Raw genomic sequence first — 20,760 nt, 5'->3', positions numbered from 1 at the left:
CGGCGATGGAACACCTGCTGGTCATCCACTACGTGCTGCTGGTCGTCGCGGGCTGGCTGATCGTCAGCGTTCTGGGACTCGCCAGCCTGCGACGGACACGGGTGGTTGCGCACGGGCTGTTTCCGGTCGGCGCAGTGTTTGGCCTGGCTCTGTTCGGGCTGGGCCTGACCGGCGTTTTCGCCGGTCCTCAGGAAATCATCCTGCCGCTCGGGTTGCCCGACCTCCCCTTTCATCTTCGGCTCGATGGACTGTCGGCGTATTTCCTGGCTGTGCTCGGCGTGGTAAGCACGGGCGTCAGCGCGTTCTCCGCCGGTTATTTCCGCAAGGGTGAAGGCACGCCGCCCGGCTTACTCTGCTTCGAATATCACGTGTGCCTCGCGAGCATGGCGACGCTGTTACTCGCGGACGACGCGTACAGCTTCATGGTCGCATGGGAAACGATGACCGTGTCGGCAGTTTTTCTTGTCATGACCAATCACCGCATCGCGGAGATCCGTCGAGCCGCTTACCTCTACTTCCTGATCTCCCATGTCGGCGCGCTGGCGCTCCTGTTGTGTTTCGGCCTGCTGCAAGCCAATACCGGCGACTATACGTTTGCCAACATGCGCGAACAGCACCTCGACGTATTCTGGGCCTCCGCCGCATTCCTGCTGGCGCTATTCGGCTTCGGCGCAAAGGCGGGTGTCTTCCCCTTGCATGTGTGGCTACCCGAGGCCCATCCGGCTGCGCCGTCACCCGTGTCCGCCCTCATGAGCGGCTTTATCCTGAAGGCGGGCCTGTACGGCATTCTGCGCACGGTGTTCGACTTGCTGCATGTCCAGTTGTGGTGGTGGGGAGTCTTCGTGCTGGCGCTCGGACTCTTCACCGCCCTGTTCGGCGTCGTGTTCAGCGCGATCCAGACAGACATGAAACGGCTGCTCGCCTATTCGTCGATCGACAACATCGGGCTGATGTTCGTCAGCATGGGACTGGCGATCCTGTTTCGCGCGTACGGAATGAACAGTCTCGCCGCGCTCTCGTTGACTGCGCTGTTCTACCAGATCGCCAGCCACGCAACGTTCAAAAGCCTGCTGTTTCTCGGCACGGGTTCCGTGCTGCATGCCACCGGCGAACGCAATCTCGGCCGTCTGGGCGGATTGATCCGCGTGATGCCGTGGACCGCATGGGTGGCGCTCGTGGGCGCATTTGCGAGCGCCGGACTGCCGCCGTTGAGCGGGTTTGTCTCCGAATGGCTGTTGCTGCAGAGCTTTCTGTTCACGCCGGGCTTGCCGAACCCGTTCCTGAATATGGTGGTGCCGCTGGTCGCGGCGCTGATCGCGCTCGTGGCCGCGCTGGCAGGCTATACGATGGTGAAGTTCTTCGGCATCGTCTTTCTGGGTCAACCGAGAGAGACGAAGCTGGCGCAAGCACGCGACGCGAGCCATTGGGAGCGCATCGGCTTCGTCTGGCTGGCGGCGATATGCGTATTGCTCGGGCTGCTGCCGGTGCAGTTCGTGGCCGTGCTGGACCGCGTCACCCGAACGCTGGTGGGAACCGGTATCGGCGAGGCCGTCGCGCGCAATGGCTGGCTGCTGCTCGCGCCCACCAGCGTAGGCCGGGCCAGCTATATGCCGGCGGTTTTTCTGCTGTTCTTCTGCGCGTGCTGCGGGCTCGCCTGGTTACTGGTTCGTCGTCTCTACCACGGGCGCCTGAGGCGCGCGGCGCCGTGGGCCTGCGGCTATCCGTTCGTGACCGCGCGGATGCAGGACACCGCGGAAGGGTTCGGGCAACCCATCCGCGAAATTTTCACGCCGCTATTCAAGATCGAGCGCCGGCTTCCTTCGCCGTTCGACCAACACCCGGAGTACAGCGTCACCGTGACGGATCGCGCGTGGAGCCTGATCTATGCTCCGCTGGAACGGCTGATCATGCGCATCGCGGCATTGGCCGGACGGCTTCAGACCGGCCGCATTGCCATGTATCTGATGCATAGCTTCATTGTGCTGATCGTGCTGCTGATGCTGGTGAGACGATGATCACGCTTTCCGGACTGATCTCGCAGGGGCTCGAAATCCTGCTCGCACTCGCGGCCGCTCCGCTGCTCACGGGCTGGGTCAACATGTGCCGCGCCCGCTTACAAAACCGCCGCGCGCCGAGCATCTGGCAGCCTTACCGGATGCTTCACAAGCTGTTCAACAAGGAGTCCGTGGTCGCTAGCCATGCAAGCCCGATATTCCGTGGCGCGCCTTATGTTGTCTGGGCGTGCATGACGCTCGCCTGCGCGATCGTGCCGACGCTCTCGACCGACCTGCCGCTCTCGCCTGCCGCGGACGCAATCGCGCTGGTCGGCCTCTTCGCGCTGGCACGTGTGACGCTTTCGCTGGCCGCTATGGATATCGGCACCGCGTTCGGCACGCTCGGCGCGCGCCGCGAGATGCTAGTGGGTTTCCTCGCCGAGCCCGCCTTGCTGATGGTCCTGTTCTCGGCATCGCTCATCACGCAGTCCACCTTGCTGACCAGCATCGTCGCCACGCTCAGTCACCGCGAACTGGCAATCTATCCGAGCCTTGCTTTCGCGGGCATCGCGTTCACGATGGTGTCGCTCGCCGAGAACGCGCGTCTGCCGGTCGATAACCCGACTACCCATCTCGAACTCACGATGATCCACGAGGCATTGATCCTTGAATATTCGGGCCGGCATCTCGCTCTGATGGAATGGGCCGCGAGTCTCAAGCTGTTCGCGTACTCCTGCATCGGCGTTGCCCTGTTTATTCCGTGGGGCATTGCCGAAGCCGGCAATCCGACTGCGCTGCTGTTCTCCATCCCCGCGCTCTTCGTCAAGCTTCTGGTGGGCGGCGCGGTGCTCGCGATAGTCGAGACGAGCAACGCGAAGATGCGCATTTTCCGCGTCCCTGAGTTTCTCGCCACGGCCTTCCTGCTGGCCGTCATCGGGATGCTCGTTCATTTTCTGCTGGGGGCATGAATGCACGGATTCGCCACGCAGATCATCAACTTTCTGGCCGCCATCCTGCTGCTATTGTCGTTTGCGATGTTGAGCCAGCGCCGGATCCTGTCACTGATCCACCTCTACACGCTGCAGGGCCTGACGCTCGTATCCGCCAACCTGGTGCTCGGATACGTGACCGCCGACTCGCACCTCTACATTTCCGCGATGCTGACCCTCGTGCTCAAGGTCGGCCTGATCCCCTGGATTCTCTACAAGCTCGTGCAGCGGCTCAATGTCAGGACGGATGTCGAACCGCTCCTCAATATTCCCGCCACACTGCTGGTGGGCATCGTGCTCGTGATCATCGCGTTCAATCTCGCCTCGCCGATCAGCCAGCTCGCCTCGTCGGTCGCGCGCGGCACGCTCGGCATTGCGCTCGCCTGCGTGCTGCTGTCGTTCATGATGATGATTACGCGTGCGAAAGCAATCCCTCAGGTGATCGGCTTCCTGTCGATGGAAAACGGCCTGTTTTTCGCCGCGGCCGCAGCCACTAACGGCATGCCGATGATCGTCGAACTCGGCATTGGACTCGATGTGCTGGTGGGCAGCCTGATCCTCGGCGTGTTCATGTTCCAGATCCGGGAGCAGTTCGACAGTCTGGACATTCATCACCTGGAAAAACTCAAGGATGACTGAAGCCTGGGTACTGCTGCTGGTTTTCGGGATCCCGCTTTTCGCGGGCGCATGTCTGGCGCTCGTGGGACAACACCGTGTCGCGGCGGAACTCAACGTCGGGTTCAGTTTCCTCACGTTCGCGGCCGCCGCGCTGCTTGCCGTGCAAACCGTGGCACACGGGCCTGCGTTCGCGCTGGGCAAACTGTTCTTCGTCGATCCGCTCAATGTGTTCCTCGTCGCCCTGACGGCCTTTGTCGGCTGGACCACTTCGATCTTTTCGAGGCCGTACATGCGCATCGAGCGGGACCGGGGCAAGATGACCGGCCCTCGCATGCGCCTCTACCACAGCATGTACCAGCTGTTCATCTTTGCGATGCTGCTCGCGCTGCTCACCAACAACATGGGCATTCTGTGGGTCGCCATGGAAGCCGCCACGCTCGCGACCGTGCTGCTGGTCAGCGTATATCGCACCGCAGCCAGCCTCGAAGCCGCGTGGAAGTACTTCATCCTGTGCGGTGTCGGCATCGCCCAGGCGCTGTTCGGCACGATCCTGCTCTATCTTGCCGCGAGCCGGCAACTCGGCGGCGACGAGGCACTGCTCTGGACGAGTCTGAATGCGGTCAAGGGCAGTCTCGACCCGACCATCATTTCGCTCGCGTTCGTGTTCCTGCTGATCGGCTACGGCACCAAGGTCGGCCTCGTGCCGATGCACAACTGGCTGCCCGACGCGCATGCCGAAGGCCCCACACCGATTTCCGCCGTGCTGTCCGGCCTGCTGCTCAATGTTGCACTCTATGCGGTGCTGCGCTGCAAGGTGCTGGCCGATGGCGCACTCCATAACGGCCTGCCGGGAAACCTGCTGGTTGGCTTCGGATTGGTCTCGGTGCTGGTCGCCACCTTTTCGCTGTTCCGGCAAAAGGACGTCAAGCGGCTTTTTTCGTATTCGTCGATCGAGCACATGGGTCTGATGACGTTCGCCTTCGGACTCGGCGGCCCCATTGCGACCTTTGCGGGGCTGCTCCACATGACGGTGCATTCGTTGGTGAAGTCGGCCATTTTCTTTACCGTGGGGCATGCGGCCCAGAAGGCTGGTACCCAGGCGATCGACGACATCCGAGGTTTGTTGCGTGTGAGCCCAACCGTCGGCTGGGGCATGATGCTCGGCGCGCTCGCGATCCTCGGCATGCCGCCATTCGGCGTCTTCGCGAGTGAGTTCCTGATCCTGACCACCGCGATGAGCAAGCTGCCGTGGGCCACGCCCTTCCTGTTGCTCGCGCTTGCTGTAGCCTTCGCGGCTATCTTCGTGCGCGTGCAAGGCATGGTGTTCGGCGACACGACGGCCAAAGTTCTTGAACACCCACCGGCGTTGCTGCCCGTGTTCGTCCATCTCGGCGTCGGGTTGATGCTGGGAGTCTACATTCCGCCCTATCTTGCAACGTGGTATCGGCAGGCGGCGGCCATGATCGTGGGGTGACACATGCGCATTGAGGCATTCGGGTTTTCCGACCTGGCTCGCCTGTCCGTGTTTGCGGGCAGGTCCTCGGCTTTTCTCGCACGTGTCGATTTTGACACCTGGAGCCGCACCGCCGGCACCGTGCGCGAGACGGGTGGCCGTCTGATCTCCCTGTGGGGTGCCGAAGAGACTCCGGGCACATTCACTATCTCTGTCGCTTACGCGCTGGAAGACGGCATCTTGTGGCTTAAGTTGCCGGTAGGCGACGGGCATGGGGGCAGCGACGGATACCCGGATATATCGGCGCTCTTTCCGTGCGCGACACGCATGCAACGGACCGTCTATGATCTGGTCGGGCTGCGCGCGATCGGCGCCGACGATACACGGCCGTGGCTGAATCACGGCAACTGGCCTGCCGATTACTTCCCGTTGCAGAAATTGTCTTCCGGGACCGAGCAGTTTCAGATCCAGGAAGCGGACTATCCGTTCGTCCGCGTCGATGGTGACGGTGTCCACGAGATTGCCGTCGGTCCGATTCACGCCGGCGTCATCGAGCCCGGACACTTCCGCTTCTCGGTCGTCGGCGAAAAGGTGTTGCGCCTCGAGGAGCGGCTGGGCTATGCGCACCGGGGAATCGAGCGGCTATTCGAACACATGCCCGCGCTCGACGGACACCGTCTCGCAGGACGCATCGCCGGAGACACCACGGTCGCCTTTACGTGGGCCTATTGCATGGCGGTCGAGCGCGCGTTGAATGGACGGATTCCGCCACGCGCGCAGTGGCTGCGTGCGCTATTGCTCGAGCGCGAGCGCATTGCCAATCACCTGGGCGATCTTGGCGCGCTCGGCAACGACGCGGGGTTCGCGTATGGTCTCTCGCAGTTCTCCCGTCTGAAGGAAGACTGGCTACGCCTGAACAATCTGGCTTTCGGGCATCGCTATCTAATGGACCGGATCGTTCCCGGGGGCTTGTCAACGGACCTCGATGCGCGCTTCGTCACCTCGATGCTGACGCAGTGCGATCAGATCGACACACAAGTCCGCGTCATGCAGCGCATCTACGAGGATCAATCGGGACTGCAGGATCGCTTTGCAGGTACGGGCATACTTTCCGCAAAATTGGCGGAGCACTTCGGTGTGTGCGGGCCGGTCGGACGTGCGAGCGGCCGGAAAATCGACGTGCGTATCGATCACCCTTACGCGCCCTACCACGAGGTTCAGGTGCAGATGGTCAGCGATGACCGGGGCGATGTGGCAGCCCGGACCGCCGTCAGGTTCAACGAAATCTACGAGTCCACTCGGTTGATCCGGACCCTCCTCGCCGATCTGCCTGGTGGTGACATCGTCTCCCGGGTCGAATACAGTGGCTCGCCATCCTGCGGGGTCGGTTGGATCGAAGGCTGGCGGGGTGATGTATTCATCGCACTCGAGACCGGGCCAGACGGAACCATTTCGCGCTGTCACTGCCATGACCCGTCGTGGCAGAACTGGCCGGCTCTGGAGCACGCGATCATCGGCAATATCGTTCCGGATTTCCCGCTGATCAACAAGTCGTTCAATCTGAACTACGCGGGACACGACCTGTAATGTGGCAACTTCTCAAACAGATCGCGACAACCGGCACACCGACTCAACGCCTGCCCGAGGGCGATGAAGCATGGCGGTCCGAAGGCCACCGTATCCAGCAGGAAATACTCGACGTGCTGGGTCGGGCGCTATGCATTCGCGAGATTGATGCGGGCTCCTGCAACGGCTGCGAACTGGAAATCCATGCGCTCAACAATCCGTACTACAACATCGAAGGTCTGGGTATCAAGTTCGTCGCGAGTCCCCGTCACGCCGACATGCTGCTCGTCACTGGCCCGCTGACACTGAACATGAAGGAAGCAGTGCTGCGGGCCTACGAGGCAACGCCGCATCCGAAGCTGGTCGTCGCAGTTGGCGAGTGCGCCTGCACCGGAGGCATGTTCAAGGAAAGCTACGCCGTGTGCGGACCGCTCTCGAAACTTTTTCCTGTCGACGTCACGGTGCCGGGTTGTCCGCCGCCCCCCATCGATATCCTGAGAGGCATTCTCGCCGCGCTTCGTGTGAAACGCACGTTGCTCAAGCCATGATCACCAGCCGTGACATACGCCGCTGACAGTGTTCGTGGTTGAGGGTTCCGCGCGGGATCCATGTGTGATGACGACTCCAGTACGCCACGCTGATGTTTATAAGGACCGTGGAACAGCAGTCGAAGCCCGCACCCGGTGCGCTTTTGCATCGGGCCCGCCATACAGAAGTAACTTCAGATCCAGCGTTGGCATGGTCAAGCGTCTTGACCCAGTGGGGCTCCTGCGCGATCTTTCTGGTAATTGTCGCGGTGTGGGGGCTGGGCAGCGCACGTGCCGACTGAATCCCGAACCCGCGCAGCGCGTCAGTCGACGTTTCCCGCGCATGGGTGAAAACCTGAAGTCCACAGTCACCGTAACCGGCCATCGCAGCGGTTCAGGCTATGGGGAAAACACGCACCGGGAAGGCTGCGACCAAGGCATGGGCTACGATGTACGTCCGGAGCGGAGAAGGCTTTTATTCAGACGGCTGCCTGCTGGATTCCACAACATGGCCCGCACCGGTCTGCGTCGGCTCCCGGACGACGAGGACCGGGATCCGACAGTGCGTCAGCACCTTCAGGGTCTCACTGCCGAGCAATAAGGCACGCATGCCGCCTCGGCCATGGGACGCCATGACAATGAGATCACAGCTTCGTTGCGCTGCCACGCTGACAATCGCCTCATACGGGTGAGCGTGGTTTCTGGTAACCGTATCGCACTCGACACCGGCCTGGGTAGCCGCTTTTGTGACGGCCAGCAGATAGTTATCCGCATGCTGTCGGGTAACCTGAATGACCCGATCCTCCGTGTCGGCGATCATTTCGGTGCCATACGCGAGGACATGGAATTCTGGAATGACATGGAGCCCGGTGATCTTTGCGCCGCTTTCCGTGGCAAGCGTCACCGCCATCTGGATGGCAGCGTCAGAAAGTGTCGAACCATCGGTTGGCACCAGCAGATGCTTGAACATACGTTTCTCCCCGCGGCCAGGTCTGCTCGTCTTGAAGTCCTGCCAGAGCACACCGCTTGAGCCGGGCACACCTGAATCGAGGTGACTCCTTTCAGTATAGTCAGCTTTAGGAAGCCTGCCAGGTCGACTGATTCTGTGGCAAAGTGCCGCGCGACGACCTTACCGAAGTCAGATACATTCGACAGGCATCCGGCGTCGTTCCGGGTTCGCTCAGCGCGCACCAGATGCTCGGCCTGCGGCTTGTCGCAGGCCGTCCCGCCACTCGGCTGCTTCCTGCCGATGCGATGCACCAGATCAAACGTTGGGTCAGCCCGGTCGTGGCTCAAGCATCTTCCCGAAAATCTGCAATGACGCCCATCAAGTTCATACTCCGCTACACGGCTGTGCCGTTCATGGCAATCGTCGCCGTCGTATCTTGGGCCTCACTTCACTCGTCTGCCGAAATCGATGCCCGACAGTACGCGGCATTATCGGGCGCCTATGCAAGCTTCCCGGTGGATCTCCGACGAGATATCAGACAGGCGCTGCAATCGGGGAAGCTGAGCAAGTGGGATTATTCGTCGCTGGTACGGGAATCCCTCAACGATGGAGTTGTTCTCGACTGGCCGTCCGACGATAAGGAGGACGTCGCTACCGAGCGGGAAAAGCTGGCTGCGCTCGTCAAGGCGGACCGACCCTGAACCGCGCCACCCACTGACTTATCAGTATAGATACACCACGCTCGTTGTCTGGGATGGCACCCCGTTTTATTGATAAGGCATCCATATTTATAGAAAGTGGCTTGGCCAGACCTGCTGTTTGCAGCAGTGGCCTTGATTTCAGCCTTGGCTAGCGGACTCTCTCGCGAAAGACTGGTGGCGAATCAGGTATTGCCAGTCCCTCCACGACGGCTTCAAAGCCGTCCGGCATGCCGGCGGCTGGCGAACCTAGCGTGAGTCGTGCGCCCGCCGCCTGGGCGATCGCATTGACGATCGCTAGCCCGAGGCCGCTTCCCTTCGCTGTCGTGGTCCCGCGTTCGAACGGCTGGCTCAGGCGCGCGAGCGTCTCCGAGGGTACGACAGGCCCTCGGTTCCGGACGCTCAAGGTGCCGCCGCTCGTGAGCATGATACGAACGGCCGTTGCGTCCGTACCGTGCTTGACGGCGTTTTCAATAAGGTTGCGCGCGAGAATGGCGAAAGCGTCCTGGTCGATGCGCGACAATACGGGTTCATCGGGCAGGCTCAGTGCGAGTTCATTAGATCGTGCAATGCGCCGGACATCGTCGACCACGAGTTGAAGGACGGGCCGCAAGTCTTGCGCGATATCAGAGAGGACGCGGGCGCCTTCTGCCCGGGCCAGTTGCATGAGCTTTTCGCCGAGTCGCACGAGCGTCTGCAAAGTGATCTCGACGTTTCGCGCACGTTGCTCGATTGGCGTGCCTTGTGCCTCGGCTATCAGGCGTTGCGTTTGCGCAAGTGCTGCGGCAATCGGCGTGCGAAGCTCGTGTGCGCTGTTGGCCGTGAAGCTGCGCTCGGCGCTCAGTGCCCGGTCAAGCCGCTGCATCAGGTCGTTGACCGCGTCAGCTATTGGCTCGATTTCCGTAGGCATGCCGGCCTTGGCGAGCGGAGTGAGATCGTCGCGACCTCTAGAGGCAACACCCTCGCAAAACCGGCTGATCGGACGCAATCCTGTCTTCACGATCAGCCACGTGCCGACGAGGCCAAGCAAGATGAGAACAAGGAGCGGCTCGATCACCGCAAGTGCCGCCCGGGTGCTGACGTGACGGCGCTCAACCAGGGGTTCCGCAATCGCGAGCAGGACCGTTCCTTGCAGGACCGTTTCCGTATAAATCCGGTGGCTGGCCGTCGACGTGAAGCCTGCCTTCAGATCAGCCGGGAAGACCCCAGGGTCCGCATCATGAGACTGCAGGACGGTCTTGCCGGTTTGGTCGCGCACGATATAGGTGAGCAACTCGTCGTGCGCGCGTACGGCCGCTACGCGCTGTCCGGTGCTGCCTTGCGTACTTAGATCAAGGATATCCGTGACGGCCAGCGGCACGAGCCGCTGCGCCGTCTCCTGCAAGGCGCTATCCGAGATCCGGTCGATTTCGTCTTGCAGGACATGAAACGCCGCTGCTCCTACAAGGAGCGACAGTGCGGCCAGGCCAACGGCAAGCGCTACTGCGAGGCGCGCCTGGAGGCTGTGCAGCATCGCTAGCACTGCCTGAGTTTGTAGCCGAGGCCACGCGCCGTCTCGATTAGGTCGCCCCCCAGCTTCTTGCGCAGCCGGCTCATGTGCACCTCGATGGTGTTGCTGCCGATTTCGGCGTTAAACGAGTAAAGACGCTCTTCCAGCTGCGCCTTTGAAAGAATCATGCCCTGTCGCTGAATGAATGCCTCGAGCAATGCCCATTCGCTGGCGGTAAGGGAAATGGAACGGCCTTCTCGACGGATGCTGTGGGCGGCCAGATCGATCTGCAAATTGCCCAGTGTGACAAATGGGTTGGGATTACCTGAATATCGGCGCGCAACGGCGTTGACGCGCGCGGTGAGCTCGGATAGATCGAATGGCTTGACAAGATAGTCGTCGGCGCCAGCGTTTAATCCGGCGATGCGGTTGGCGACCTGGTCGAGCGCAGTCAGGATCACCACGGGTACCGAAGAGCCGGATACACGCAATTCACGCAGAAAATCGATTCCCTTGCCGTCCGGCAGCAGCAGGTCCAGCAGGATCAGATCGTAGTTCGCGGCTTGCACGTAGCGCCGGGCGTCGCCCAGGGTCGTGACGTAGTCGGTGGAATGTCCGTCCCGCGTGATCTGATCCCGAACGGCTTGGCCGAGCAGCGGATCGTCCTCGACAAGCAGTACTCTCATGCGATAGTCCCGGCGGTTGTTATCGCAAACTGTGCTACGCCAAGCTTACGCCAGGCTGAAGAAAAATCTTTTCGTTCGCAAGGCTGGCTTCAGGTATGGGCCGCATTGTAGAGCCTGTCAGGACAAAACCACACGCCCCGTCATGAAACGACCACCGCTCCGAAGAAGCATTGCCATCGTATCCCTTGTCGCGCTATGCGCCGGCGTCGCCCAGCTGGCGCAGGCGGACGACGACTGCACCGCACCGCTCACGAATTGGAAACCGGTCAGCGAGATCGATGCGCTCGCCAGAAAACAAGGCTGGAACGTGAGTCGGGTCAGGACGGATGACGGTTGCTACGAGATCCGTGGACTCGACGCGCAGGGGCGGCACTTCAAAGCCAAAGTCGATCCGGCCACGCTCGCGATCATCCGGCTGAAGACCGATGGCGACGCCCGGGACGAGCGCCACGGAGAAGACGACGGTGAGCACGAGGACCGGAGCGGCCCGCGACCGGGTGCGGCAGGACCGCGCACGCCCAACGATAAACCGGGTAACGCGGCAAGCGGCGCGCAGCCATCCAATGGGCTATTGACCCCGGGGAGCCGGCCGCAGGTTCAGATCCGCTGACCTGCGAAAACCGTCGTCGCAACACACTTTCGTCATACGCAAATCAACGCTGACGCAGGGTAAGTGCGCCGTCTCGCCCGGCGTAGCCACTATTGAAGAGGACAGGTCATGAAATACACATTCCCTATTGCTGCGCTTGCCGGTGCACTCGCGATTCCCTCGCTGGCGTTCGCCCGCCCCGTCACGATTGAAGCGCAATTGACCAATTACGGCGGTGACGGTGCGTACGTGGTGATGTACGTCACCGACCGGGCTGGCCGTTATCAGGGCACGCTGTGGATGGCAGGCGAGAAGGCGAAGTACTACAGGCACCTGAGCGCCTGGTACCGGATAACGGGAAATGGCGCGGCAAGGATCGACGGCATTACGGGTGCGAGCGTTGGTGCCGGCAGGACGCTGAAGGCAACGCTCGATCTTGCCGATACGCTAATCGACGCCGGCTACGAAATTCACGTGGATACCGCAGTGGAGAACATGAACGAGAACCCGTCCGAGGTGGTCGTTCCATTGACGACATCGGGAACCGGAAAGTCCGTCAGAGGGCGCGGCTATGTGAAAGCGTTTCGCTACACGTTGTGAGGAATGACATGCTTCGCAAGCTTCATTCGTTGCCCGGACTGATCGCCGCCCTCGTCCTGATGGTCACGGCGATCTCCGGTGCGATGCTGTCTCTGAACCCTGCGATTGAACGCGCAGGTGTAGTTCAGGTTAGCCAGCATTCGCTCGACGCCGCGACGCTCGCCGCACGTGTGAAGGCCCATTACCCCGGCCTCGAGAAAATCGTGCGAAAGCCCTCGGGCGCCGTCATTGCCTATTACTCTTCAGGCGGCGAGTCTGGCGCCGCCAGCATCGATCCCGTGACAGGTGACGGTATCGAACCTTATACGCCATCGACCACCATGCGCTGGCTGACCAATCTGCACCGCAAGCTGCTCATAGGCGATGCCGGGCGCGTCGCAACCGGCGTCGGGGCAGGTTTGATGGTGCTGCTGGCCGCATCCGGCCTTGCGCTACTCGAACGCCGTATGGGCGGATGGGCGAAGCTGTCCGGCCGCATTCGGGGTAGCGGTCTGCAGCGAATCCACAATGAGGTTGCCCGCGTCGCCATTCTCGGGCTGACGCTCTCGGCTGCAACAGGGCTCGTCCTGTCGTTGACGACCTTCGAGGTGATCCCCGAACGAGCCACGGCGCAACTTCCGTTTCCGGCCTCCGTGAGCACCGGCGCCCCGCTTGCAGTGAATCGCGTTGCTGCGCTCAGGAACGTCGATGTAACCGACCTGCGTGAACTGATGTTGCCCTCCCCCCAGAACCCGGGCGATGTCTACGCGTTGCGGACATCGAGCGGCACCGGTTACATCGACCCGTCGTCAGGGAAATGGCTCGCGTGGCAGCCCAATGACGCTTGGCAGCGTTTTCACGAGGTCGTGTTCATGCTGCATACGGGCGAGGGACTGTGGTGGCTCGCGCTGATCCTCGGGCTTGCGAGCGCGTCGGTGCCGGTTTTGGCGATTACTGGAGTATGGCTATGGGTGCGGCGTCGCCGCGCGACGGTAAAAGTTCCAGACAAAGTGAGCGCGGGTCAGGCCGATACGGTCATTCTCGTGGGAAGCGAAGGAAACAGCACCTGGGCGTTCGCTGCCGCAATTCATCAGGCGCTGACGCGCGCGAATTTTCGCGTGCATATAGCGCCGATGAACGATCTTTCGTCACGCCACTGCAAGGCGCAACGCCTGATCGTACTGACTTCGACGTATGGCGATGGTGAGGCACCGTCCAACGCCACGCAGTATTTGAGCAAGCTCGCGAGCATGAACGACTATGTTCCACCAACGTTTGCCGTCCTCGGTTTTGGAGATCGCCAGTTCCCCCATTTCTGTGGTTATGCGCAAACCGTGCACGATGCGTTGATCGCCAAAGGCGGCCAGGCGCTCATCGAGTGCAGCAGCGTTGACCGGCAGTCGGAGAGCACGTTCAGGACGTGGAGCGAGCGACTGGGTATCGCACTCGACATGCAACTCGACGTGCGCTACCAGCCGTCGCTACCGCGCACCGTCTCCCTGACGCTTGTGGAGCGCAAGGACTATGGACTCGACTCTGGAAGTGTCACGTCGGTGTTGCGCTTTGTCCGCGGCACACCGCGCAATCGGCGGTGGCACACCCCGCTGCAAAGGGCTCTGCCGTCATTCGACGCGGGCGACCTGCTCGGGGTGATCCCGCCCGGCGACACCGTGCCGAGGTTCTACTCGCTCGCGAGCGCTTCGCGAGATGGTTTTATCGAAATCTGCGTGCGCAGGCATGCGCATGGGGCCTGCTCTGGCTATCTGACAGCTTCGCAGCCCGGCAACGCGATTCAGGCGTTCATTCGCCGGAACCCTGCGTTCAGACCCGCGGCGGGAGAGGCGCCAATCATTCTTATCGGCGCCGGGACGGGCATCAGCCCATTCGTTGGCTTCATCCGGCAAAACTCGGCGGGGCGGCCCATGCATCTGTATTTTGGCGCCAGACGCTCAGGCGAGGCGTTCCTGTACGACGAAGAGTTGCAGAACCTGGTCGGCAACCGCCGGCTGACAACTTTCAAGACCGCCTTCTCGTGCCCCGTACGGAAGACCTACGTGCAGGAGCGACTTATGGCCGACGCGCCAACGCTTCGTGAACTCGTCGCCAGCGGAGCGCAGATCATGGTGTGCGGAGGCAGAGACATGGGCAACGGCGTGGCCCGAGCGTGGGAACACATTCTGGATGGCTCCGGCCTTTCCGTGAACGAGATGAGATTGAAGGGAAGATATGTCGAAGATGTCTATTGAAGGACCGATGGCCGGTTGTCCCGAGCGCTATACGTTCAACGGACCGACGATGGGCACCCGATACAGCGTGCAATGCTACGCGCCGGCGGGGTTGGACCGCGCCCTGATCGCTTCTGAACTGGATGCGGCGGTACGAGCGGCGGACGAGGAAATGTCGAACTGGAAGGACAGTTCCGATTTGACACGGTTGAATAGAGCCGAGCCCGACGTCTGGGTGCCGATATCCCGCAATCTTGCGACGGTGCTGGTGCGCGCGACGGAGATGGGGCGCGAGACAGACAATGCGTTCAACGCAGGTGTCGGCGATGTGGTGGATCAGTGGGGCTTCGGCCCATCCAACGCGCCGCGGCCAACCATGCGGGAAGCCTCGCGGGAACGACCCCGACGCCCGCTGGTCGAACTGCTCGACGTCGACGTCGAGCAGTGTCGCGCTCGCAAGCAGGCGCATGTGAGCCTCGACTTGTGCGGTATCGCCAAAGGCTTCGGCGTAGACGAATTGGCGCGTGTGCTGGACAGTCATGACGTTCGGTCGTGGCTTGTCGGAATCGACGGTGAGATGCGTGCGCGAGGCACAAAGCCTGGCCAGGCATTGTGGGCAATCGCAATCGAGCGTCCCGACTATGAACGCCGGGAGGCGCTCGGCGTGATCGAACTCACGGATATCGCGGTCGCAACTTCGGGGGACTATCGTCACTGGAGCGAATGCGAGGGCAAGCGCATCTCGCATGTCGTGGATCCGCGCGCAGGTGAGCCTTTATGCAACGGGGTCGCGTCGGTCACAGTGCTGGCGAGGTCCTGCATGGACGCGGATGCTTATGCAACCGCGCTCATGGTGTTGGGGCCTCAGAAAGGCCTGGATTTCGCACGCCGCAAGCAGCTGGACGCACTTTTTCTGCTGCGCGATGGCGCACACATACTGGCGATCGGCACGGGTTTGTTTGATGCGGGTTTCAACGGTATAGAAGTCCCCGGCGGATAAGGTGTTTCTCGAGCTCGACCAGAACGAACACCACACTGGAGAGCAGAACACACATTGCCAACTCAGTCATATTAAGCGCTGTCGTCCGGAAAACGGTGTTCAACATGGGTACATAGATCGTCGCCAGTTGAAGCGCAAAGGTGAGCAGCACCGCGCCCACAAGGGGCATGTTTGAACGCGCTCCCCGCGCGAAAAACGACTCTTGCTCCGATCGGATGGCAAGTACGTGTCCCATCTGGGAGAGCGTGAGCACCGTAAAGGTCATGGTCTGCCAATGTGCCGAAGCGACGTGAATGGCGTATGCCTGCGTGAGCAGCGTGACACCGGCCATTGCGAGCCCAACCCATACGATGTGCTGCCACATGCCGCGGGCAAAGACGCTTTCCCCTGGGGGCCGTGGTGGCCGTAGCATGACGCCCTTCTCCGCCGGTTCGGCCGCCAGTGCCAGCCCCGGCAGTCCATCGGTGACCAGGTTAATCCACAGGATGTGTATGGGAAGCAAGGGAATCGGCAGGCCGAGAAAAGGCGCGAGAAAAATAGTCCATATCTCGGCCGAATTGCACGTCAAGGCGTAGCGAATGAACTTGCGTACATTATCGAAGATTCGCCGCCCCTCTTCGACGGCACCGACGATGGTGGCGAAGTTGTCGTCCAGCAGCACGATACTGGCCGCATCCCGCGCAACATCGGTGCCTTTTTTCCCCATCGCAATGCCGATATCCGCGCCGGCGAGCGCCGGCGCGTCGTTCACGCCATCACCGGTCATCGCGACGAACTGGCCATGCGCCCGAACGGCCTCGACGATCCTGATTTTTTGCGCCGGGTCCACCCGGGCAAACACGCGGGTATGCACAACCTGCGCGACTAGCGCTTCATCCGTGAGACGACTGAGTTCCTGGCCGGTCAACACGGTGTCCCCGGGGGCGAGAATGCCAAGTTCGCGGGCGATAGCACACGCGGTTACAGGGTGATCCCCCGTGACCATTACGGGTGTGATCCCTGCCGATCTGCAAGCCTTGACTGCCTGCCGTACGTCGGGCCGCGGCGGATCACGCATGCCAGCCAGGCCAAGCAAAGTGAGGCCGCATTCGATTTCTTCTATATCGTGACCGGCAGGCAGACTGTCCCACTTCCGGCTCGCGACGGCGAGTACACGAAGACCACTATCCGCCATCGCCTCCGCCGCCGCCAGCACGCGTTCGTGGTCCACAGCGACCATCCCATGATCTGACAGGGACGCGTTGCAACGTTCAATGACCGTCTCCGGTGCGCCCTTCGTGTAAGCAATAAATCCGGTTCCGCTGCGGTGAATCGTTGTCATCCGCTTGCGATCGGAGTCAAACGGGAACTCCAGGAAGCGCGGGCTCGTGACTTCGAGCGCGCTCTTGTCGAAGCCAGCGTCAGCGGCCACTCTCCACAACGCAACCTCGGTCGGATCGCCAGCGACCTCCCCGCCCGCAGCGCGGCTAACGTTGTTGCATAACGCCAATGCCTCCAGCAAGCATCTCGTCGCGGGCCTTTTTGTATCGAACGATACGATGGGTAACCGCACGCCATCAGCGTAGAGCTCAGTTGTGCACATCTCGTTCAGGGTCAATGTGCCAGTCTTGTCGGTACAGATCCAGCTCACGGACCCCAAGGTTTCGACCGCAGGCAAACGTCGCACCAGGGCATTGTGTCGTGCCATATTGCGCGCACCAAGGGCAAGCATCACGGTCACCACTGCGGGTAAAGCTTCAGGGATAGCGGCGACGGCAAGACTCAGGCTCGTGAGAAGCATGAGCAGCACTGGCTCGCCCCGCAGCACACCTGTCGCAAAGATGATCGCGCAGATCACAAGAATCATCATGGCCAACCGGCGCCCAAACGCTGCAAGACGCTTTTGCAGCGGCGTCTGGACTACAGGTGCCGCTTCGATCATCCCGGCAATCTTGCCGAGTTCGGTGGCCATGCCGGTAGCAACGGCAATACCTCGTGCTCGACCGTAAGTGACAACAGTGCCCTTGAAAGCCATATTTGTCCGGTCGGCGAGTTGTAGCGAAGCGTCGTCAAGCGACGCGGTGCCCTTCTCTGCCGGCACCGACTCCCCAGTGAGAACTGCTTCGGCGATCTTCAGCCCGGACGCCTCGGCAAGACGAAGATCGACGGGAACGGTAGAACCGGTATCCAGCAAAACGACGTCGCCCTGCACAATGCCCGATGCCGGGACCGTTTGACATTCGCCTTCGCGAATGACTGTCGCCTGCAGCCTGGCGAGTTGTGCGAGCGACGCCATCACACGCTCGGCGCGATAGTCCTGGATGAAGCCGACTGTGCCGTTAAGCAACACGATCGCGACGATCACGAGCGCGTCCGCAGCCTCGCCGATCAGGCCCGACACGAGAGCCGCCGCCAACAGAGCGACGATCATGAAGTCCTTGAACTGACAGATCAGCATGTCAAGGACGCCCCGGCGACGCTGCTCACGAATCTCGTTCGGCCCGTCTTTGGCGAGGCGCCGGTGCGCCTCTGCCAGTGTCAGGCCATCCTCGCAATCGGTGCCCAGTTGCATGGCGATGGCCGCGACCTGCATTGCGTGCCATGTGTTGGAACCCTCTGCCCCAGGGCAAATCGTGCGCGTCGGAGTCAACATGGACCGATCCTTCTGTACGAGAGTCGACGAACGTCGCATTGAAGCGGTACGCGGCAAGTGCCAGTATCGGTGCGGGTCAGACTCGCTGATTGACCTTTATCAAGCAGTAACGTGCGGGTAGCGACAGATCATATGGTCTCCGGTCTCGCATCTGGATGCATTGTTTCGGCCTGCGATGACTGCCCGGATACAGAAACGCCGAATCCACGAACGGGAGCGCTCAATGCGATCGGGAAAGCATGTCGTGCTAGCACTGCTTCTGGCTGGTCTGGTAGCTTTGGGGTTCATGGTTCTGCGCCCTTTTCTAGTTCCGGTCGCGTGGGCGCTGATTATTTCGTATGTCACCTGGCCCGCCTACAGCCGTTTGCGACGCCTGCTCCGCGAAAGCGCGGGTACTAGCGCGCTGCTGATGACCCTTCTCCTGACGTGTGCGTGCATACTGCCAGTCGTCTGGCTGATGAAGCCGTTGACAGAAGATCTAAGGGACGCCAGCCGGGCTATCGTCGCCTACTTCTCCGATCGTCCTCGCGACATACCCGATTTTCTGGCGCGCATCCCCTGGATCGGGTCCTCGTTGCAGGCGTTTCTCGATCATGTGGAGATTGATCCGCCTGCCATTCGCTCCCAACTCTCAGGATGGGCGAATCGCTGGACAAGCGAAATTGGTGACCTCCTCGGAAGTGCGGCCCGAAACGCCACAAAGCTGGGGTTTGCTCTGGTGACGCTGTTTTTTGCGTATCGCGATGGAGAAAGTCTCCTGAATCAGATACGGCAGGCTTTGCGGCCTTTCCTTGGCGAGCGCCTTGACGACTATCTCACCGCGATCGGCAGCATGACCCGATCCGTCGTCTACGGCATTGTGCTGACAGCGATCGCGCAGGCAGTGTTGGCCGGGCTGGGTTATTGGGCCGCAGGCGTAACTGCGCCCGTCACGCTGGCAGGGATCACTGCTCTCGTAGCATTGATCCCTTTTGGCACGCCACTGGTGTGGGTACCGGTGGCGGTCGGCCTTTTATTTGCGGGCCGCACGGTGGCCGGAGTCGGGTTATTGCTCTGGGGAATGCTGGTCATTAGCTGGGTAGACAATCTGATAAGGCCGTTTGTGATTAGCAGCAGCGCACGCATTCCATTTCTGCTCGTCATGTTTGGTGTGCTTGGTGGACTCGCCGCATTCGGTCTGATCGGATTGTTCCTTGGGCCCGCCATACTGGCTGTTCTGATGGCGCTGTGGCGCGAATGGCAGACAGAGGCGACACGGCAACACGTGCGGCAACCGGTTCAGCGGAATGACACGCCTAAGTAGTGGATCGCGAGCGGTGCCGGCACGAGCTCAGGAATACAAGGAAATCATTTCGCCCAAACTTTCACCGCGACCGGAGCCTGTTTCAGGCTTCGAGCGGGCGCACGAGCAACACCGGCACGTGGGTGATACGCAGTACGCGACTCGCCACGCTACCCAGCAGCCAGCGCGAGATACCACGCCGGCCGTGTGTGCCCATGACGACCAGATCGGCGCTCCAATGATCTGCCTCCCTCACGATGGCGTGGGGCACATCGTCGCCGGTTCTTTCCGTGCTGATCATCGCGGATTCCGCCTCGATTCGTAATCCGGCCAGCAACTCCGCTGCCGCCGCAAGTGCTGCGTTGCCCTCCTTGACAAGTGCATCTTCAAGCAGAGGAAGTGGCACAAAATCGCTCATCCTCACCGCCTGATCAAGAATGTTTACGATACGCAAGGACGTCTGCTTCGTGGCGAGTTTTAATCCGTATCGAAGGGCATGCCGCGATGGTGAGCTACCGTCGACGGCGAAGAGCATTCGCTTCGGACCGCCGCAGGTATCTCTTTCATAAGAAGCTGGAACAACTAGAATCGAGCACGGGCAGATTCGCGCCAGAGGTTCAGAAACGGTTCCTTCCAGCCAGCGTAGCAGCCGACGGTTCTGTCGGGTGCCAACCACGAGGAGATCGGCTCGCCACGTCCGCGCTGCTTCAAGCAGTGCATAAGCTAGATCCCGACCCTGCATGGAAAGATCGATCACCTCCGTGTCGACAACCGTCTCGCCGCTCGAAAATATGGTCTGTGCCTGAGTGACCGCATCTGCGGCACCGCGCAGCAACTCGTCGCGCACCGAACTGAGATCCACTCCGACAAGTGGATCCAACGGGATCAGCCTGCGTGGATCTTCAGCCACACTGATGATTCGCACGTGTGCCCCTCGCGCCGCAATGCCTTGAACATAGGCCGCAGCGCGCAAAGAGGCGGGCGAAGCGTCTACAGCAATGAGAATGCGACCGACTTCGTCGTGATCAAGGAGGGTTGAACTGGTAGTGCTCATGACGAAGTCTCCAAGGTGTCCGCATGGTGGGTCCGTTATGTTTCCTCAGACGGTTTGTCGAGCCTTCGCGCGCGACGACACTCTCATGCGCCCTGCCCACGGGCTGTCCGGATAACAACGCCCCAGTAAACTCTATTCGCCGGCTCATCCCCCAGATTGACCTGACTCAACCCATCCGCCCCACGAGTTATCACTGTTGCTCGAAGCCGTCTGAACAGGACACTTCATGTCTCGCATTGCGGTTCGGATTCCAATAGCAAATGATTGCGCGCTCCGACGGACCATTCATTGCGACCAATGCATTGCTCTGGCTGAGAACAGACATGATGAGCCTCCATCGCATTCGATCCGTTGGACACACCGGTCGTCTTGACACACGTCAATCTCTCATGGCGAACGAGTCCTATGCTCGATCCATAGCGACACAAAT

General features: G+C 61.1%; 17 protein-coding genes. 12 read left to right on the top strand and 5 right to left on the bottom strand.

The window, feature by feature from the left end:
- The first annotated feature begins 5 nt into the window (after window positions 1-5).
- The 6 genes from hyfB to AC57B1_RS26725 are packed head-to-tail and all read left to right on the top strand — an operon-like array spanning window position 6 to window position 7,168.
- Complete coding sequence (hyfB, locus tag AC57B1_RS26750) at window positions 6-2,015, top strand: hydrogenase 4 subunit B (RefSeq protein ID WP_496419167.1); 2,010 nt, start codon at window positions 6-8, stop codon at window positions 2,013-2,015.
- Window positions 2,012-2,962, top strand: a complete 951-nt coding sequence (locus tag AC57B1_RS26745) for a respiratory chain complex I subunit 1 family protein (RefSeq protein WP_408348169.1) — start codon at window positions 2,012-2,014, stop codon at window positions 2,960-2,962. The genes hyfB and AC57B1_RS26745 overlap by 4 nt, the downstream gene beginning before the upstream one ends.
- Window positions 2,963-3,622, top strand: a complete 660-nt coding sequence (locus AC57B1_RS26740) for a formate hydrogenlyase (protein ID WP_496419166.1) — start codon at window positions 2,963-2,965, stop codon at window positions 3,620-3,622.
- Entirely contained in the window at window positions 3,615-5,075 is a 1,461-nt protein-coding gene (locus tag AC57B1_RS26735; RefSeq protein WP_408300865.1) for a hydrogenase 4 subunit F, read from the top strand. The genes AC57B1_RS26740 and AC57B1_RS26735 overlap by 8 nt, the downstream gene beginning before the upstream one ends.
- A gap of 3 nt (window positions 5,076-5,078) precedes the next feature.
- Window positions 5,079-6,641 (top strand): hydrogenase large subunit, encoded by a 1,563-nt coding sequence (locus tag AC57B1_RS26730; protein WP_496419165.1) that lies wholly within the window; start codon window positions 5,079-5,081, stop codon window positions 6,639-6,641.
- On the top strand, window positions 6,641-7,168 hold the full coding sequence (locus tag AC57B1_RS26725) for an NADH-quinone oxidoreductase subunit B family protein (RefSeq protein WP_408348161.1): 528 nt from the start codon (window positions 6,641-6,643) through the stop codon (window positions 7,166-7,168). The genes AC57B1_RS26730 and AC57B1_RS26725 overlap by 1 nt, the downstream gene beginning before the upstream one ends.
- 454 nt (window positions 7,169-7,622) lie before the next feature.
- Here the strand turns inward: AC57B1_RS26725 and AC57B1_RS26720 are convergent, their stop codons facing one another.
- Window positions 7,623-8,117 carry a universal stress protein gene (locus AC57B1_RS26720; protein WP_496419164.1) on the bottom strand — a complete coding sequence of 165 codons (495 nt, stop codon included), beginning with the start codon at window positions 8,115-8,117 and terminating at the stop codon, window positions 7,623-7,625.
- A 347-nt stretch (window positions 8,118-8,464) separates the two neighbouring features.
- Here AC57B1_RS26720 and AC57B1_RS26715 point away from each other — a divergent pair, with 347 nt between their 5' ends.
- The gene (locus AC57B1_RS26715) at window positions 8,465-8,797 is read left to right on the top strand and encodes a hypothetical protein (RefSeq protein ID WP_091808781.1); all 333 of its coding nucleotides are present in this window, start codon (window positions 8,465-8,467) and stop codon (window positions 8,795-8,797) included.
- Window positions 8,798-8,945: 148 nt separating this feature from the next.
- Here the strand turns inward: AC57B1_RS26715 and AC57B1_RS26710 are convergent, their stop codons facing one another.
- Together AC57B1_RS26710 and AC57B1_RS26705 are read right to left on the bottom strand one after the other, a co-directional pair.
- The gene (locus AC57B1_RS26710) at window positions 8,946-10,307 is read right to left on the bottom strand and encodes an ATP-binding protein (protein WP_496419163.1); all 1,362 of its coding nucleotides are present in this window, start codon (window positions 10,305-10,307) and stop codon (window positions 8,946-8,948) included.
- A 2-nt stretch (window positions 10,308-10,309) separates the two neighbouring features.
- Entirely contained in the window at window positions 10,310-10,969 is a 660-nt protein-coding gene (locus AC57B1_RS26705) for a response regulator (RefSeq protein WP_091802624.1), read from the bottom strand.
- A 142-nt stretch (window positions 10,970-11,111) separates the two neighbouring features.
- On the opposite strand from AC57B1_RS26705, the gene AC57B1_RS26700 reads away from it, so the two are divergent.
- The 4 genes from AC57B1_RS26700 (at window position 11,112) to AC57B1_RS26685 (ending at window position 15,362) form a co-directional block, all read left to right on the top strand.
- Entirely contained in the window at window positions 11,112-11,579 is a 468-nt protein-coding gene (locus tag AC57B1_RS26700; RefSeq protein WP_496419162.1) for a PepSY domain-containing protein, read from the top strand.
- 108 nt (window positions 11,580-11,687) lie between these two features.
- Complete coding sequence (locus tag AC57B1_RS26695; RefSeq protein WP_496419161.1) at window positions 11,688-12,158, top strand: DUF2271 domain-containing protein; 471 nt, start codon at window positions 11,688-11,690, stop codon at window positions 12,156-12,158.
- Between the two features lie 8 nt (window positions 12,159-12,166).
- The gene (locus AC57B1_RS26690; RefSeq protein ID WP_496419160.1) at window positions 12,167-14,383 is read left to right on the top strand and encodes a PepSY domain-containing protein; all 2,217 of its coding nucleotides are present in this window, start codon (window positions 12,167-12,169) and stop codon (window positions 14,381-14,383) included.
- The gene (locus AC57B1_RS26685) at window positions 14,364-15,362 is read left to right on the top strand and encodes an FAD:protein FMN transferase (RefSeq protein ID WP_496419159.1); all 999 of its coding nucleotides are present in this window, start codon (window positions 14,364-14,366) and stop codon (window positions 15,360-15,362) included. The genes AC57B1_RS26690 and AC57B1_RS26685 overlap by 20 nt, the downstream gene beginning before the upstream one ends.
- Here AC57B1_RS26685 and AC57B1_RS26680 read toward each other — a convergent pair.
- Window positions 15,334-17,994 (bottom strand): cation-translocating P-type ATPase, encoded by a 2,661-nt coding sequence (locus AC57B1_RS26680; RefSeq protein WP_496419158.1) that lies wholly within the window; start codon window positions 17,992-17,994, stop codon window positions 15,334-15,336. The two genes, AC57B1_RS26685 and AC57B1_RS26680, sit on opposite strands and share 29 nt — an antisense overlap.
- Before the next feature lie 244 nt (window positions 17,995-18,238).
- On the opposite strand from AC57B1_RS26680, the gene AC57B1_RS26675 reads away from it, so the two are divergent.
- A complete protein-coding gene (locus tag AC57B1_RS26675; protein WP_496419157.1) occupies window positions 18,239-19,297 on the top strand; it encodes an AI-2E family transporter in 1,059 nt (352 codons plus the stop codon).
- Between the two features lie 82 nt (window positions 19,298-19,379).
- Here AC57B1_RS26675 and AC57B1_RS26670 read toward each other — a convergent pair whose 3' ends face one another.
- Complete coding sequence (locus AC57B1_RS26670) at window positions 19,380-20,330, bottom strand: universal stress protein (protein ID WP_496419156.1); 951 nt, start codon at window positions 20,328-20,330, stop codon at window positions 19,380-19,382.
- Window positions 20,331-20,760: the final 430 nt, after the last annotated feature.

The organism is Paraburkholderia sp. BGA-UO-ETr-F21, from assembly GCF_059567925.1.
Note: the sequence above shows the minus strand (reverse complement) of the source record. Positions and strands in the feature narration are given on the sequence as shown.

Coding starts and splice junctions, on each gene's coding strand:
- AC57B1_RS26730 (WP_496419165.1), top strand. CDS start 5,079: ATGCGCATTGAGGCATTCGGGTTTTCCGACCTGGCTCGCCTGTCCGTG.
- AC57B1_RS26685 (WP_496419159.1), top strand. CDS start 14,364: ATGTCGAAGATGTCTATTGAAGGACCGATGGCCGGTTGTCCCGAGCGC.
- AC57B1_RS26745 (WP_408348169.1), top strand. CDS start 2,012: ATGATCACGCTTTCCGGACTGATCTCGCAGGGGCTCGAAATCCTGCTC.
- AC57B1_RS26695 (WP_496419161.1), top strand. CDS start 11,688: ATGAAATACACATTCCCTATTGCTGCGCTTGCCGGTGCACTCGCGATT.
- AC57B1_RS26725 (WP_408348161.1), top strand. CDS start 6,641: ATGTGGCAACTTCTCAAACAGATCGCGACAACCGGCACACCGACTCAA.
- AC57B1_RS26735 (WP_408300865.1), top strand. CDS start 3,615: ATGACTGAAGCCTGGGTACTGCTGCTGGTTTTCGGGATCCCGCTTTTC.
- AC57B1_RS26705 (WP_091802624.1), bottom strand. CDS start 10,969: ATGAGAGTACTGCTTGTCGAGGACGATCCGCTGCTCGGCCAAGCCGTT.
- AC57B1_RS26710 (WP_496419163.1), bottom strand. CDS start 10,307: ATGCTGCACAGCCTCCAGGCGCGCCTCGCAGTAGCGCTTGCCGTTGGC.
- hyfB (WP_496419167.1), top strand. CDS start 6: ATGGAACACCTGCTGGTCATCCACTACGTGCTGCTGGTCGTCGCGGGC.
- AC57B1_RS26700 (WP_496419162.1), top strand. CDS start 11,112: ATGAAACGACCACCGCTCCGAAGAAGCATTGCCATCGTATCCCTTGTC.
- AC57B1_RS26670 (WP_496419156.1), bottom strand. CDS start 20,330: ATGAGCACTACCAGTTCAACCCTCCTTGATCACGACGAAGTCGGTCGC.
- AC57B1_RS26715 (WP_091808781.1), top strand. CDS start 8,465: ATGACGCCCATCAAGTTCATACTCCGCTACACGGCTGTGCCGTTCATG.
- AC57B1_RS26720 (WP_496419164.1), bottom strand. CDS start 8,117: ATGTTCAAGCATCTGCTGGTGCCAACCGATGGTTCGACACTTTCTGAC.
- AC57B1_RS26740 (WP_496419166.1), top strand. CDS start 2,963: ATGCACGGATTCGCCACGCAGATCATCAACTTTCTGGCCGCCATCCTG.
- AC57B1_RS26680 (WP_496419158.1), bottom strand. CDS start 17,994: ATGTTGACTCCGACGCGCACGATTTGCCCTGGGGCAGAGGGTTCCAAC.
- AC57B1_RS26690 (WP_496419160.1), top strand. CDS start 12,167: ATGCTTCGCAAGCTTCATTCGTTGCCCGGACTGATCGCCGCCCTCGTC.